Source organism: Pseudomonas sp. LBUM1663, assembly GCF_059695905.1.
Map to the genome: position 1 here is coordinate 4,763,592 of NZ_CP166792.1, position 15,012 is coordinate 4,778,603.

Sequence of the window (15,012 nt, forward strand, 5' to 3'; positions counted from 1 at the left end):
TTAATCTGGCAACAGAAGTCTTGCGGCCTTAACGCACCGCCTCAAACAACCCCGTCGCACCCATCCCGCCGCCCACGCACATGGTAACCACGCCGTATCGCAAATTACGCCGCTGCAACTCACGCACGATGTGCCCAACCTGACGCGAGCCGGTCATGCCGAACGGGTGGCCGATGGAGATCGAGCCGCCATTGACGTTGTACTTGTCGTTATCGATCTCCAGGCGATTGCGGCTGTAAAGGCACTGCGAAGCAAACGCTTCGTTGAGTTCCCACAGATCAATGTCGGCCACCTGCAGCCCCTTGGCCTTGAGCAATTTCGGCACCGAAAACACCGGACCTATGCCCATCTCGTCAGGTTCGCACCCGGCCACCGCGAAACCGCGGAAGAACGCCTTGGGCTTGAGACCCAGCGCCAGGGCTTTTTCCAGACTCATGACCAGCGTCATCGAAGCGCCATCGGACAGTTGCGACGAGTTACCCGCCGTCACCGAACCGTCTTCGGCAAACACCGGTTTCAACCCGGCCAGGCTTTCCAGCGTGGTGTCCGGGCGGTTGCAATCGTCGCGGTCGACGATCCCGTCGAGGATCTGGATCTGACCGGTGGCCTTGTCTTCAACCCGATACTTCACCGCCATCGGCACGATTTCATCATCGAACAATCCACCAGCCTGAGCCTGAGCCGTGCGCTGCTGACTTTGCAGTGCGTACAGATCCTGCTCCTGTCGACTGACGCTGTAACGGCGCGCGACGATTTCGGCGGTCTGGCCCATCGGGAAATAGATGCCAGGCACCTGCTCTTTCAGCAGCGGGTTGATCAAGTTGTCGGTGTTGACGCTTTTCATGGTCAGACTGATGGATTCGACGCCACCAGCCACGATGATGTCGCTGCAACCCGATGCGATCTGGTTGGCGGCGATGGCGATGGCCTGCAAGCCCGACGAGCAGAAACGATTCAGGGTCATGCCCGCGGTGCCGATGCCCAGACGCGACAACACCGCGACGTTGCGACCGATGTTGAAACCCTGGGCACCTTCGTTGGAGCCCGCACCGACGATGCAATCCTCAACGCTGGCCGGGTCGATGCCGGTGCGCGCCAACAAGGCATCGACACAATGGGCCGCCATGTCGTCCGGGCGGGTCTGGTTGAATTTGCCGCGAAAGGATTTGGCCAGGCCGGTCCGCACGCTGTCGACGATCACCACTTCACGCATGGCATACCTCATTGTTGTTGTCGGTTGAGAGTGGACCGAGCATAAGTCCACCCCATAACCGACCGCGACAATCATTCACCCCGCGTATGCGTAACCATCGGCTCACGACTGGCGTTTTTTGGCCTTCTTGTCGTGCTTGTCGGACTTCTCGAACGCTTCTTCCAACGCCAGGTTGATCGTGCGCAGGACCTTGACCCGGGCCCAGCGCTTGTCATTGGCCTCCACCAGGGTCCACGGCGAGATTTCGGTGCTGGTGCGGTCAACCATGTCGCCGACGGCCGCGCGGTAGGCGTCCCACTTGTCCCGGTTGCGCCAGTCGTCTTCAGTGATCTTGAAACGCTTGAAGGGGATTTCTTCACGCGACTGGAAACGCTCCAACTGTGTTTCCTTGTCGATGGCCAGCCAGAACTTGACCACGATGACGCCCGACTCGGAAATCTGCTCTTCGAAATCATTGATCTCGCTGTAGGCCCGCAGCCAGTCCGCCGGTGGGCAGAAGTTTTCGACGCGCTCCACCAGCACGCGCCCGTACCAGGATCGATCGAACACCGTGAACTTGCCCTTGGCCGGCAGGTGTCGCCAGAAACGCCACAAATACGGTTGCGCCCGTTCTTCCTCGGTGGGCGCGGCAATCGGCACGATGCTGTACTGGCGAGGATCGAGCGCCGCGGCCACTCGCCGGATCGCCCCGCCCTTGCCCGCCGCGTCATTGCCTTCGAACACTGCGATCAAGGCGTGTTGACGCATGCGTTTGTCGCGCATCAGGCCCGAAAATCGTGCCTGCTCGGTAATCAGTTGTTCTTCGTAATCGTCCTTTTCCAGGCGTTGACTCAAGTCGAGGCTGTCGAGCAGGTTGAGCTGATCGACATGGATCGGCAACGGCGCCGCGTTGACCTTGTCGGGATGGACGGTAGGTCGCTTCAAGGCATTTTGCAGGCCTTCGAGCAGGATTTTGCCCACCGCCAGACTTCGATAATGCGCATCCACGCCTTCAATCACATGCCAGGGTGCGTAGTCGCGGCTGGTGCGACGCAACACGCGCTCGCCGTACTTCACGAACTTGTCGTAGGTCCGGGACTGTTGCCAGTCCAGCGGACTGATGCGCCAGCTGTGCAAGGGGTCGTCAGCAAGTGCCTTGAGGCGCGCCTTCATCTGCTTCTTGGAGAGGTGAAACCAGAATTTGAAAATCAGCGCGCCTTCGTCGCAGAGCATTTTTTCAAAGCGCTCGGACTGGTTGATCGCCTGGTCCAGCACCGCGTCCTTGAACACCCCATGGACCCGGCCCTGGAGCATCTGGCTGTACCAGTTGCCGAAGAAAATCCCCATGCGCCCCTTGGCCGGGAGCATCCGCCAGTACCGCCAGGCCGGTGGTCGCGCCAGTTCTTCATCGGTCTGTTGATCAAAAGTGCGGACTTCGATCAGTCGCGGGTCCATCCACTCGTTGAGCAACTTGACCGTCTCGCCCTTGCCCGCGCCTTCGATGCCGTTGATCAGGACGATCACCGGAAAGCGCTTTTGCTGTTGAAGTTCGAATTGAGCTTCGAGCAACGCTTCACGCAGTGCCGGTTCTTCAGCTTCGTAGGTTTCTTTGTCGATGGCGTGACCGATTTCAGCAGATTCGAACATGGACGGCTCCCTTTCCTGATTGCGCAAGACTAGCGGATTGAGTTGTTTTGCGTGGAAGAATCCATTTCTTCACCGCAACCACTGTTCCCTGTAGCAGCTGCCGAGGCACGAGGCTGCGTTGGGCTGCGCAGCGGCCCGCGGCCCTCTAGGGCGGTCCTGCGGACACGCAACGCAGCCTCGTGCCTCGGCAGCTGCTACAGGATTTTCTGCGAGTCGGCGGTCGTGCAAGCATCGCCACGTCGATCAGCTAGAATGGCCGCCTTGCCGTTGCCGAGCCTGCCATGAAACCTGTATTGCCTCACGCCCAACTCGACTGGGACGACCAGGGTCGCCCGTATTCACGGGTGTTCGACGACGTGTATTTTTCGGACAAGTCAGGCCTTGAAGAAACCCGCTATGTATTCCTCGAACAGAACGGTTTGCGTGAACGCTTCGCCGCGTTGCCGGACGGCGGTCGACTGGTCATTGGCGAAACCGGTTTCGGCACCGGACTTAATTTCCTCTGCGCCTGGCAGTTGTTCGAACAGCACGCCGTGGCCGGTGCGCGCCTGCACTTTGTCAGCGTCGAAAAATACCCGCTGAGCCAGCCAGACCTAGAGCGTGCCCTGGCCTTGTGGCCGGAGCTCAAGTCGTTTGCCGATCAATTACTGAAGCAATACGTGGCGATCCATCAAGGCTTCCAGCGCCTGCTTCTGGACAACGGTCGTGTGACCCTGACGTTGCTGATCGGCGATGCGCTGGAGCAATTGCCGCAACTGGACGCGCAGATCGATGCGTGGTTTCTCGACGGTTTTGCCCCGGCGAAAAATCCCGACATGTGGACCGCCGAACTGTTCGCCGAACTGGCGCGCCTGGCCGCGCCCGGCTCGACCCTCAGCACCTTCACCAGCACCGGTTGGGTTCGCCGACTATTGAACGCGGCGGGCTTCAAGATGAAGCGCACGCCCGGCATCGGCCACAAATGGGAAATCTTGCGCGGCGTGTTTCTGGGCTGGCCTGAAGAAGCCCCCGCGCCTGTCATGACGAAACCCTGGTTTGCCCGTCCAACGCCGTTGACCGGCGAACGTCACGCCCTGGTCATTGGCGCAGGCCTGGCCGGTTGCGCCACCGCCGCCAGCCTGGCGGCGCGGGGCTGGCAAGTCAGTTTGCTGGAGCGGCACGATGCGTTGGCACAGGAAGCGTCGGGCAATCCACAGGGCGTGTTGTACCTCAAGCTGTCGGCCCATGGCACGGCCTTGTCACAGTTGATTGTCAGTGGTTTCGGTCACACCCGGCGTTTGCTTGAGCACTTGCACCGAGGCCTCGACTGGGACGATTGCGGCGTGCTGCAACTGGCCTTCAACGCCAAGGAAGCCGAACGTCAGGCACAACTGGCAGCGGCGTTTCCCGAGGATTTGCTGCACACACTCGATCAGGAACACGCGCAGATCCGCGCGGGCATCGCGTTGCAATCGGGTGGCCTGTTTTACCCCGAAGGCGGTTGGGTGCATCCGCCCGCCCTGTGCGCATGGCAAGCGGCGCATCCGAATATCCGACTCCTGCCTCATCACGATGTACTGGAACTGCGCCGTGTGGAGGGGCAATGGCAAGCGTGGGAGGGTCACAAACAGCTGGCCAACGCGCCGGTGGTGGTGCTGGCCGGTGCTGCCGAGATCAAGCGTTTCGACTTCAGCAGCGACTTGCCGCTCAAACGGATTCGCGGACAGATCACCCGCCTGCCCCAAACACCTGCAAGCCAGAGCCTGAGCACCGTGGTGTGCGCCGAAGGGTATGTCGCACCGGCCCGCCTGGGTGAACACACCCTGGGCGCAAGTTTTGATTTCAACAACGACGACCTGACGCCCACCACAGCCGAGCATGCCGGCAACCTGCAAATGCTTGAGGAAATCTCGGTGGACCTGGTCGCCCGACTCGGCGCAGACGCCTTGCAACCCGAGGCACTTGAAGGTCGCGCGGCGTTCCGCTGCACCAGCCCCGATTACCTGCCGATTGTCGGCCCCTTGTCTGACAGCCAGGCCTTCGCCGACGCCTACATCGCCCTGAGCAAGGATGCCCGGCAAACGCCGGACATCCCTTGCCCATGGCTGGACGGCTTGTACGTCAACAGCGGCCACGGTTCACGAGGGCTGATCACCGCGCCGTTGTCAGGCGAGTTGCTGGCCGCCTGGCTCGACAACGAACCGCTGCCATTACCAAGAGCCGTGGCCGAGGCGTGTCATCCGAACCGCTTTGCCTTGCGGCGACTGATCCGGGGTAAATGAATCCGCCTTCTCACTGTTTAAACTATCCCTGTATCGCTTGTGGCCCGGCGTTTTCGGCAGAAGGCGCCTCCCTGCACATTCCCTCTTATTACTTATCGATCTAAAACTCCCACGATCCCACCGGGTCAGTTTCTGAGTACCCGGCATTTTGGCCGAGTATCGATTGACCCTCCCCAACGGAAAAACCGGTAAGGACTTTATGTGCGGATTAGCTGGCGAGTTACGCTTTGATCAACAACCTGCGGACCTTGCAGCCGTTGAACGAATCACCCATCACCTGGCCCCTCGCGGTCCTGACGCGTGGGGCTTTCACAGCCAAGGGCCGATTGCCCTGGGCCATCGTCGCCTGAAAATCATGGACCTGTCGGACGGCTCGGCGCAGCCGATGGTCGACAACCAGTTAGGCTTGTCCCTGGCCTTCAACGGCGCGATCTACAACTTCCCGGAACTGCGCACCGAGCTTGAAAGCCTTGGTTATGCCTTCTATTCCGGCGGTGACACCGAAGTGCTGCTCAAGGGCTATCACGCCTGGGGCGAAGCGCTGCTGCCGAAACTAAATGGCATGTTTGCCTTCGCCATCTGGGAGCGCGACGCCAAGCGCCTGTTTATCGCGCGTGACCGTCTCGGCGTGAAGCCGTTGTACCTGTCGCGTACCGGCCAGCGCCTGCGCTTTGCCTCGGCGTTGCCGGCGCTGCTCAAGGGCGGTGATATCAACCCGATCCTCGACCCGGTGGCGCTCAATCACTACCTGAATTTTCACGCGGTGGTTCCCGCCCCGCGCACCTTGCTGGCCGGTATCGAAAAACTGCCACCCGCGACCTGGATGCGCATCGAAGCAGACGGCACCACCGAGCAGAAAACCTGGTGGACCCTGCCCTACGGCCCACATGCCGACGAGATGAATCTGACGCTCGAAGACTGGCGCGACCGTGTGCTCGACAGCACTCGCGACGCGGTGGCGATCCGTCAACGTGCGGCCGTGGACGTCGGCGTACTGCTTTCGGGCGGTGTCGATTCAAGCATGCTCGTGGGCCTGTTGCGTGAAGTCGGCGTGGAAAACCTGTCGACCTTTTCCATCGGTTTCCAGGATGCCGGCGGCGAACGAGGTGATGAGTTCCAGTATTCGGACTTGATCGCCAAGCACTACAACACTCAGCACCACCAACTGCGCATCGACGAGAAAGAGATCATCGAGCAACTGCCCGCGGCGTTCCGCGCCATGAGCGAGCCGATGGTCAGCCATGACTGCATCGCCTTCTACCTGCTCTCCCGGGAAGTGGCCAAACATTGCAAAGTGGTGCAGAGCGGCCAAGGTGCGGATGAGTTGTTCGCCGGTTATCACTGGTATCCACAAGTTGATGGCGCCGCCGATCCGTATGCTGCCTATCGCGATGCGTTCTTCGACCGCAGCTACGAGGACTACGCCGCCACCGTGCAACCGAAATGGCTGACTGCCAATGACGCTGCCGGTGACTTCGTGAAGGAACATTTCGCACAGCCCGGCGCCGAGGCGGCGGTGGACAAAGCCCTGCGTCTGGACAGCACGGTGATGCTGGTGGACGACCCGGTCAAACGGGTCGACAACATGACCATGGCCTGGGGCCTGGAAGCGCGCACACCGTTTCTCGACTATCGCCTGGTGGAACTGTCGGCCCGGGTGCCGGGCAAATTCAAACTGCCGGACGGCGGCAAACAAGTCTTGAAAGAGGCCGCGCGGCTGGTGATTCCAAGCGAAGTGATTGACCGTAAGAAAGGTTACTTTCCGGTGCCGGGCCTCAAGCATTTGCAGGGCGATACGCTGAACTGGGTGCGCGAACTGCTGCTCGATCCAAGCCAGGATCGCGGCCTGTTCAACCCGGCCATGCTTGACCGTCTGCTGACCGATCCGCAAGGCCAGTTGACCCCGTTGCGCGGCTCCAAGCTGTGGCAATTGGCGGCCCTGAACCTGTGGCTCAGTGAACAAGGAATCTGATCGATGAAACCTCACGCCACGGCGTATAGCCAACGCTTGTTGCGCGGTCAGGCGCCCTCGTACGAACGCTTGCAGGCGCGCCTGGCCGAAGACGGCAGTGAACTGGGCGCGGCGCCGATCGTCGTGCATTGCGGCTGGGGCCGGTTGCTGATCGGCCATACCTTTCCAGATGCGGCGAGCCTGGCCCAGGAGCTGCTCAACGAGCAGACCGGTGAACGCGACATCGCCTTGTACGTCGCCGCGCCCCAGCAAGTATTGGGGCTGGAACCGGCGCAACTGTTCCTTGACCCCTCCGACACCTTGCGTCTGTGGTTCAGCGATTACCGTCAGTCAACCCGGGTATTTCGCGGCTTTCGCATTCGCCGGGCCCAAAGCGAAACAGACTGGCAGGCGATCAATCAGCTGTATCAGGCGCGCGGCATGTTACCGATTGATGCGAATTTGCTGACGCCGCGACATCAGGGCGGCCCGGTGTATTGGCTGGCCGAAGATGAAGACAGCGGCGCGATCATCGGCAGCGTCATGGGCCTCAACCATCACAAGGCGTTCAACGACCCGGAGAACGGCAGCAGCCTGTGGTGCCTGGCGGTCGATCCGCACTGCTCGCGGCCCGGCGTCGGTGAAGTGCTGGTGCGGCATTTGATCGAACACTTCATGAGCCGTGGGCTGAGTTACCTGGATCTCTCGGTGTTGCACAACAATCGACAGGCGAAAAGTCTTTACGCCAAGCTCGGCTTTCGCAACCTGTCGACCTTCGCCATCAAGCGCAAGAACGGCATCAATCAGCCGCTGTTCCTCGGCCCCGGGCCTGAAGCCGAGTTCAACCCGTATGCGCGGATCATTGTCGAGGAAGCCCATCGACGTGGCATCGATGTGCACGTCGATGATGCCGACGCCGGGATGTTCACCCTCAGCCATGGCGGGCGCCGGGTGCGTTGCCGCGAATCCCTGAGCGACCTGACCAGCGCCATCAGCATGAGCCTGTGCCAGGACAAAAGCCTGACGCACAAAGTGCTCAAGGCCGCCGGCTTGAACCTGCCCTCGCAGCAACTGGCCGGCAACGCCGACGACAACCTGGCGTTTCTCGATGAGCACGAGCGAGTGGTCGTGAAGCCTCTGGATGGCGAGCAAGGTCAAGGCGTCGCGGTGGATTTGCGGACGATTGAAGAGGTCCAGCAAGCAATCGAAGCCGCCCGACAGTTCGACAGCCGCGTGCTGCTGGAAAGTTTCCACGAAGGTCTCGATTTGCGGATTGTGGTGATCGGTTTCGAGGTGGTCGCCGCGGCGATTCGCCGGCCTGCCGAGGTGGTGGGCGATGGTCAGCATTCCATCGGTGCGTTGATCGAAGCGCAGAGTCGGCGTCGGCAGGCGGCCACCAGCGGTGAAAGCAAAATCCCGCTGGACCATGAGACCGAGCGCACGTTGCAGGCGGCGGGTTATGACTACAACAGTATTCTGCCGGCCGGTGAGCATCTGTTCGTAAGGCGTACCGCTAATCTCCATACCGGCGGCGTCCTGGAGGATGTCACAGCGATTTTGCATCCGACCCTGGTGGATGCGGCGGTGCGCGCAGCGCGGGCGCTGGATATTCCCATGGTCGGGCTTGACCTGATGGTGCCTGCTGCCGACCAACCGGCGTATGTGTTTATCGAAGCCAACGAACGCGCCGGACTGGCCAACCATGAACCGCAGCCGACGGCCGAGAGGTTTGTGGATTTGTTGTTTCCGCACAGTCAGCCGGCGGTTTCCTAGTCATGTGTCGTCTGGACTGACGCCTTCGCGGGCAAGCCTCGCTCCTACAAAGGAACGCGTATTACCTGTAGGAGCGAAGCTTGCTCGCGAAGGCGTCAGGTCAGGCACCCAACTTTTCCTTCATCGAAACCATCGATGTTCTTTACTCATCAGGAGTTTCCATGACCAGCAAAATCCCCGAACCGGATCTCAACTACCTGCAAAAAGTCCTGCTGGAAATGCTCGCCATTCCCAGCCCGACCGGCTTCACCGACACCATCGTGCGGTACGTTGCCGAACGCCTCGAAGAGCTGGGCATTCCCTTTGAAATGACCCGGCGCGGCACCATCCGCGCCACGCTCAAGGGCAAGAAAAACAGCCCGGACCGTGCGGTCTCCGCTCACCTCGACACCATCGGCGCCGCGGTTCGCGCGGTAAAAGACAATGGTCGCCTGACGCTCGCCCCGGTCGGTTGCTGGTCCAGCCGTTTTGCCGAGGGCAGCCGCGTCAGCCTGTTTACTGACAACGGGGTGATTCGCGGCAGCGTGTTACCGCTGATGGCGTCCGGGCACGCGTTCAACACCGCGGTGGATGAAATGCCGATCAGCTGGGATCACGTCGAATTGCGTCTGGACGCTTACTGCGCCACCCGTGCGGATTGCGATTCACTGGGGATCAGCGTGGGCGATTTCGTCGCCTTCGACCCGCTGCCGGAGTTTACTGAAAGCGGCCACATCAGCGCCCGTCACCTCGACGACAAGGCCGGCGTTGCGGCGCTACTGGCAGCGATGAAAGCGATCGTCGACAGCGGTGAGGAGTTGATGATCGATTGTCATCCGCTGTTCACCATCACCGAGGAAACCGGCAGCGGTGCGGCAGCCGCCTTGCCTTGGGACGTCAGCGAATTCGTCGGCATCGACATCGCACCGGTTGCGCCCGGCCAGCATTCCAGCGAGCACGCGGTGAGCGTGGCGATGCAGGATTCCGGCGGGCCTTACGACTATCACCTGTCGCGGCACTTGCTCAGGCTGGCCAGTGAAAACGAGTTGCCGGTGCGCCGCGACCTGTTTCGCTATTACTTCAGCGATGCGCATTCGGCGGTCACCGCCGGGCACGACATCCGCACCGCCCTGCTCGCCTTCGGCTGCGATGCCACTCACGGTTACGAGCGCACGCACATCGATAGCCTGGCGGCGCTGAGTCGTCTACTCGGCGCCTACATTCTGAGCCCGCCGGTGTTTGCCAGCGATGCGCAGCCGGCGAAGGGCTCGCTGGACCGGTTCAGTCATCAGATCGAGCACGACACGCAGATGGAAAGCGATACGCGGGTGCCGTCGGTGGATAGTCTGGTGGGACAGCGAACAGATAGCTGACCCACGTATTGCGTCGTTTGGGCCATCGCCATCGCGGGATTGCCCGCGATGGCATCAGATCAGGCAACCCATGAGCCCAAGGCTAGCCGCAACCGATCATTCGCCGTAGCATCGCGCCATTGTTTAGCCGAGGTGCCTATGCTGATTCCCTATGACCAACTTGAAGTCGACACCCTGACCCGCCTGATCGAGGACTTCGTGACCCGTGACGGTACGGACAACGGTGACGACACGCCGCTGGAAACCCGCGTATTGCGTGTTCGCCAGGCATTGACCAAGGGCCAGGCGCTGATCGTTTTTGATCCGGACAGCGAGCAATGCCAGTTGATGCTCAAGCACGATGTGCCCAAGCACCTGTTCGACTGAGGCGCTCAGCGTCTTTTGGTTTTCGCCAGTTTGACCTGGATGCGATCGTAGACCTCGGCCCGATGCACATTGACGTTCTGTGGCGCTTCGACACCGAAGCGCACACTGCCTCCGTTGACGGCGATGATGCGCACTGAAATGTTGTCACCGATGGAAATCATCTCGCCCACAACGCGACTGAGTACAAGCATGGCATTCATCCTTCAGGGTTACCGGCCCTTGAAGATGCCCGGCCCGCAGCCGCTCTTCAATGCAACAACGGCAAATCAGTCCCGCCCTACAGCGCAGGAAGATCCCGCCTTACGGAAACGTCTGACAAATCTTTTGAGTGCCGCTTCAGGAAGCAGAGAAACGCGGGCCGAACAGAATCACACTGGCCCCGATCACGCACAGCGCCACGCCCAGCCAGTCCGAGCCCAGGGGGCGAATCCGCTCGACCACCGCCAGCCAACCGATGGACGCGACGATGTAAATGCCTCCATAGGCGGCATAGGCCCGACCGGCGTAAGTCGCCTCGACACGGGTCAGTAACAGCGCGAACAACGTCAGGCTGAGCAGCGCCGGCACCACCCACCAAATGCTCTTACCTTGGCGCAGCCACATCCAGAAGGCGAAGCAGCCGGCGATTTCGAACAGCGCCGCGAGGAAAAACCACAGGTAATTGAGCATGCACGCGTCTCTCAAGGATGACCGGTTGCGGCCACCCTAACGACGGTGTTGCGCACGGGCAAGTTCAGCCTGCGTTTTGTTTGGCCTTGGCGCGCATTTTGTCGGCCATGACGGTCATTTCGTTGTAGAGCAGTTGCGGGTTTTTCTGCTTCAGCGCCCAGGCCATGCGTCCCTGTTCGTGGGGCAGGATCATGAATTCACCGGCGGCGACGTGCTCATAGATATAATCGGCAATGTCGGTCGCGGTGATCGGCGAACTTTCCAGCAATTTGCCGACCTGGGCTTTCATGGCCGGGGTCGGGCCACGGAAAGAATCCAGCAGGTTGGTCTGGAAGAACGACGGACAAACCACGTGCACGCCCACTTCCTGCTGCGCCAGTTCGACCAGCAGGCTTTCGGACAGGGCCACTACACCGGCCTTGGCCACGTTGTAGTTGCTCATGGCCGGACCTTGCATCAGGGCGGCCATGGACGCGATGTTGATGATTTTGCCTTTGCTTTTTTCCAGCAGCGGCAGGAAGGCCTTGCAGCCCTTGACCACGCCCATCAGGTTGATCGCGATCTGCCAGTCCCAATCTTCCAGGGACAGTTCACTGAAGAACCCGCCCGAGGCCACGCCGGCGTTGTTGACGATGACATCGATGCCGCCAAGCTTCTCTTCGCACGCCTGGGCGAATGCGGTCAGCTGGCTGTAATCGCGCACATCGCAACGCTGGATAAAACCGTCGCCACCCGCTTCGCGAACCAGTCTCAGGGTTTCCTGCAGACCGGGCTCGCTGACATCCGACAAGGCCAGCTGCCAGCCTTCACGCGCCCAGCGCAGCGCGATTTCGCGACCCAGGCCTGAGCCCGCGCCAGTGATCATCATGCGATTTTGCATAGCAAACAGCCTTGTTGTTCCGGGGAAGATGCGCTGAGTGTAGCGAAGGGCATTGCGCGACCCACGCTCCATCAGATTGCTGAATGGTCCGAGCAAACCGCGGGAGCGCCGGAATCAACTAACGCCGCCAAAAACGGAATAAGGTTTTCTTCGAAAAACATTAAAAAAACTTTGAATTTTCCGACACACGCGACAGTCGGATTTTGTAAGCAGCTCGGGTTTATTTCAGTCCAGCTGACAGTTAAAAGCTAAAGTCATTCCAGAACACTTCCAACAAGGAAATAGACATGGGCACAATTCTTATCGTAATTCTGATTCTCCTGCTGGTAGGTGGTTTGCCGGTCTTTCCACACTCCAGAAGTTGGGGTTATGGCCCGTCGGGTATCATCGGCGTGGTGTTGGTGGTGCTGTTGATTCTGCTGTTACTTGGCAAGATATAAAGAGTTAACAAGCAAAAAAAAGAGGCCCTCGAGGGCCTCTTTTTTATTGCGCCGAAAACTTAGTCCGGCTTGCCGTCAACCACACCGGCGGTGTTGTCGATCAGGCTCTTGGTCGCCGTTTGCAGGAAGGCTTCAAGCTTGAGCTTAAGCTCAGCGGTACGCGGTGCATCCGGAACGATCTCGGCGTGAGGTGTCGCGCCCAGTTCGTACTGATACATCTTCGGCGCCATTTCCTTTTCCTTCGGCAGCACCAGAATCTGATCAGCCGTGATGATGGCGGTGGTCTGCTCGCTACCCGACGGTTTGATCACGCCGAAACCGGTGTCGCCTTCAGGCAGGTTGAGCAAATCGCGGCCCCAGCACTGATGACGCACTTCGCCACCAATACGGCCCATGATGGTCGGCACGATGTCGATCTGCGTGCCCACGGTATGGTCACGCTCGCCGAACTTTTCCTGGATGCCCGGTGCAATCAGCAGCAGCGGTACGTTGAAGCGGCCAAGGTCCATTTCGGTGATCTGACGCTCGTTGCCAAAACCATGGTCGCCGACGATTACAAACAGGGTTTCCTTGAAATACGGCTCCTTGCGGGCCTTTTCAAAGAACTGGCCCAGCGCCCAGTCCGCGTAACGCATGGCGGTCAAATGCTCGTTCAGGCTACCGCGATCGGTCACGCGCTCAACCGGCAATGGGGTTGGCAACGCGTAAGGCGTGTGGTTGGACAGGGTTTGCAGCAGCGCATAGAACGGCTTGCCGTTTTCCCGCGCCTTGAGCTCTACCAGACCACGGTCGAACATGTCCTGGTCGGACACGCCCCAGGTCGGATCGGAGAACACCGGGTTCACGAAGTCGTTACGACCAATGAAGTTGGTCATGCCCTGGTTGCTGAAGAAACCCGACTGGTTATCCCAGGCAAAGTCGCCGTTGTAGACGTACACGTCGTCATAGTCACGGGCACTGAGCAATTGCGGCAGGCCGGACAACTTGTGGCTGCCTTCCGGCGTCTGCATCAGGTATTCAAAACCCGGCAGATTCGGGAAGCACGCCATGGTGGCGAACATACCCTGGTGGGTATGGGTGCCGTTGGAGAAGAAGCGGTCGAACAGCAGGCCTTCCTTCGACAGTTTGTCGAGGTACGGCGTGATGTTGCCCGGTGCACCCAAGGCGCCCACCGAGTGACCGGCCATGCTTTCCATCAGGATCACGACGACGTTCTTGATCGGCAGGGTCTTGTCGGCTGGTGGCGTGTAGTCGCGGCGCACGGCTGCGGTTTCGGTATCCACCAGTTTGTCGTCCGCCATCACCAGCATGTCACGCACGACTTTCTGCGCTTCAGGCTGTGGCAGGGTGGCCTTCCAGATGTTGTCGCGATCTTCGGACATCCGGCTCTTGGCCGCCGCAATCAGCGACAGCGTGCCGTTGAGGCCCAACTGGTTGGCGAAGTTCGAGTCGGTGGTGTAGACGTCCCCCCAACGCAGCGGCGGGCCTTGACGCAGGGTGCCACGAGCGGCGACCACGCAGACCAGCAGGCAAACCACGAATACGACGCCTCGCGCATACCACGGGGCGATCTGGCGCGTGCCGATGCTGCCGCCACTGAACGGACCGCGAGGACGGGTCGCCCGGTCGGCCCCCTTGAACGCGAGGGTCAGGATCAGCGTGCCGAAAGCCCAGGCCAGCAGGTAGCGAACCACAGGAAAACCGTACCAGAGCATACTCATCACGGTTTTCGGGTCTTCCTTCACGTACTGGAAGACCAGGCCGTTGAGGCGCTGGTGGAATTCACGGTAGAAATCCATCTCCATCAGGCCGAGGAACAGCGCGATGCTCGAGGCGATGGTCAGCCAGAAGCGGAAGAACCCCCGAGCGGCCATGGCCCGGGCGCTGAACAGCGCCAGAACCAGCGGAATGCAGAGGTAGACCACCAGGCGCAGGTCGAAACGCAGACCATTGGCGAACGCCTCGATAAAGGTCGAGGCAGGTGAATCCAGGATCATTTCGCGGTTATAGACCAGCAGCGCAACGCGCAGCAGGCTGAACATGACCATCATGACCAAGGCGCACAGCAGCGTGTAGGCCAGGTGCGATTTGACGGTCGGTTGCAGCAGGCGACTAGAAGCTCGCTGCTGACTCAGGGCGTCCGGGTTTGCCATGTCGTTTTAGGACCCATTGGAAGTTGAAGTTTCAAAAATGAAGCGGCGCCCTGCCCTCTGTTGGCCAGTTCTCGGCCCCGGGGCTTGCGCGGTGCGCAAATGTTGCACGATCAACCGCAGCATTGCCATTGATTAGTGCCCGGTATGCTGACGCGGGCGAATTGTCTTGGAGGCTTTGTGAAAATTTCGTGCAACGTATATCTGGAAACAAAATAAACCTGTGGAAGCGAGCCTGCTCGCGATAGCGGTGGATCAGTCGACACCTATGTCGGATGAGAAACCGCTATCGCGGGCAGGCTCGCTCCCACATGCATAACTGACTAATGCC

At 60.2% G+C, this 15,012-nt stretch carries 12 protein-coding genes; 6 read left to right on the forward strand and 6 right to left on the reverse strand.

Annotation, left to right across the window (positions count from 1 at the left end; genetic code table 11):
- Positions 1–28: 28 nt before the first annotated feature.
- Both ACA075_RS21800 and pap read right to left on the reverse strand, forming a co-directional pair.
- Positions 29–1,213 carry a thiolase family protein gene (locus ACA075_RS21800; RefSeq protein ID WP_497295296.1) on the reverse strand — a complete coding sequence of 395 codons (1,185 nt, stop codon included), beginning with the start codon at positions 1,211–1,213 and terminating at the stop codon, positions 29–31.
- Between the two features lie 102 nt (positions 1,214–1,315).
- Positions 1,316–2,839, reverse strand: a complete 1,524-nt coding sequence (gene pap / locus ACA075_RS21805) for a polyphosphate:AMP phosphotransferase (protein WP_497295298.1) — start codon at positions 2,837–2,839, stop codon at positions 1,316–1,318.
- A 281-nt stretch (positions 2,840–3,120) separates the two neighbouring features.
- Between pap and mnmC the strand changes: the two genes are divergently transcribed.
- From mnmC to ACA075_RS21830, 5 genes are all read left to right on the forward strand, one after another.
- Positions 3,121–5,100, forward strand: a complete 1,980-nt coding sequence (gene mnmC, locus ACA075_RS21810) for a bifunctional tRNA (5-methylaminomethyl-2-thiouridine)(34)-methyltransferase MnmC2/FAD-dependent 5-carboxymethylaminomethyl-2-thiouridine(34) oxidoreductase MnmC1 (RefSeq protein ID WP_497295299.1) — start codon at positions 3,121–3,123, stop codon at positions 5,098–5,100.
- 199 nt (positions 5,101–5,299) lie between these two features.
- Entirely contained in the window at positions 5,300–7,072 is a 1,773-nt protein-coding gene (locus tag ACA075_RS21815) for an N-acetylglutaminylglutamine amidotransferase (protein WP_497295301.1), read from the forward strand.
- A 3-nt stretch (positions 7,073–7,075) separates the two neighbouring features.
- Positions 7,076–8,824 carry an N-acetylglutaminylglutamine synthetase gene (gene ngg / locus ACA075_RS21820; protein ID WP_497295303.1) on the forward strand — a complete coding sequence of 583 codons (1,749 nt, stop codon included), beginning with the start codon at positions 7,076–7,078 and terminating at the stop codon, positions 8,822–8,824.
- Between the two features lie 161 nt (positions 8,825–8,985).
- Positions 8,986–10,176 carry an osmoprotectant NAGGN system M42 family peptidase gene (locus tag ACA075_RS21825; RefSeq protein ID WP_497295304.1) on the forward strand — a complete coding sequence of 397 codons (1,191 nt, stop codon included), beginning with the start codon at positions 8,986–8,988 and terminating at the stop codon, positions 10,174–10,176.
- A gap of 138 nt (positions 10,177–10,314) precedes the next feature.
- A complete protein-coding gene (locus ACA075_RS21830) occupies positions 10,315–10,542 on the forward strand; it encodes a YheU family protein (protein WP_010461751.1) in 228 nt (75 codons plus the stop codon).
- 5 nt (positions 10,543–10,547) lie between these two features.
- Here the strand turns inward: ACA075_RS21830 and csrA are convergent, their stop codons facing one another.
- The 3 genes from csrA to ACA075_RS21845 form a co-directional block, all read right to left on the reverse strand.
- On the reverse strand, positions 10,548–10,733 hold the full coding sequence (csrA, locus tag ACA075_RS21835) for a carbon storage regulator CsrA (protein WP_010461752.1): 186 nt from the start codon (positions 10,731–10,733) through the stop codon (positions 10,548–10,550).
- Positions 10,734–10,878: 145 nt separating this feature from the next.
- Positions 10,879–11,211, reverse strand: coding sequence for a YnfA family protein (locus ACA075_RS21840; protein WP_403107395.1), 333 nt, complete (start codon positions 11,209–11,211; stop codon positions 10,879–10,881).
- A 64-nt stretch (positions 11,212–11,275) separates the two neighbouring features.
- A complete protein-coding gene (locus ACA075_RS21845; protein WP_497295306.1) occupies positions 11,276–12,091 on the reverse strand; it encodes an SDR family oxidoreductase in 816 nt (271 codons plus the stop codon).
- A 281-nt stretch (positions 12,092–12,372) separates the two neighbouring features.
- On the opposite strand from ACA075_RS21845, the gene ACA075_RS21850 reads away from it, so the two are divergent.
- Positions 12,373–12,531 (forward strand): DUF3309 family protein, encoded by a 159-nt coding sequence (locus ACA075_RS21850; protein WP_169858239.1) that lies wholly within the window; start codon positions 12,373–12,375, stop codon positions 12,529–12,531.
- A gap of 59 nt (positions 12,532–12,590) precedes the next feature.
- Here the strand turns inward: ACA075_RS21850 and ACA075_RS21855 are convergent, their stop codons facing one another.
- Positions 12,591–14,684 (reverse strand): LTA synthase family protein, encoded by a 2,094-nt coding sequence (locus ACA075_RS21855; protein WP_497295308.1) that lies wholly within the window; start codon positions 14,682–14,684, stop codon positions 12,591–12,593.
- Between the last annotated feature and the right edge of the window lie 328 nt (positions 14,685–15,012).

Bases quoted from the DNA above. Each gene is read 5' to 3' on its own strand.
- ngg (WP_497295303.1), top strand. From the start codon at position 7,076: ATGAAACCTCACGCCACGGCGTATAGCCAACGCTTGTTGCGCGGTCAG.
- pap (WP_497295298.1), bottom strand. From the start codon at position 2,839: ATGTTCGAATCTGCTGAAATCGGTCACGCCATCGACAAAGAAACCTAC.
- ACA075_RS21830 (WP_010461751.1), top strand. From the start codon at position 10,315: ATGCTGATTCCCTATGACCAACTTGAAGTCGACACCCTGACCCGCCTG.
- csrA (WP_010461752.1), bottom strand. From the start codon at position 10,733: ATGCTTGTACTCAGTCGCGTTGTGGGCGAGATGATTTCCATCGGTGAC.
- ACA075_RS21815 (WP_497295301.1), top strand. From the start codon at position 5,300: ATGTGCGGATTAGCTGGCGAGTTACGCTTTGATCAACAACCTGCGGAC.
- ACA075_RS21845 (WP_497295306.1), bottom strand. From the start codon at position 12,091: ATGCAAAATCGCATGATGATCACTGGCGCGGGCTCAGGCCTGGGTCGC.
- ACA075_RS21825 (WP_497295304.1), top strand. From the start codon at position 8,986: ATGACCAGCAAAATCCCCGAACCGGATCTCAACTACCTGCAAAAAGTC.
- ACA075_RS21855 (WP_497295308.1), bottom strand. From the start codon at position 14,684: ATGGCAAACCCGGACGCCCTGAGTCAGCAGCGAGCTTCTAGTCGCCTG.
- mnmC (WP_497295299.1), top strand. From the start codon at position 3,121: ATGAAACCTGTATTGCCTCACGCCCAACTCGACTGGGACGACCAGGGT.
- ACA075_RS21800 (WP_497295296.1), bottom strand. From the start codon at position 1,213: ATGCGTGAAGTGGTGATCGTCGACAGCGTGCGGACCGGCCTGGCCAAA.
- ACA075_RS21840 (WP_403107395.1), bottom strand. From the start codon at position 11,211: ATGCTCAATTACCTGTGGTTTTTCCTCGCGGCGCTGTTCGAAATCGCC.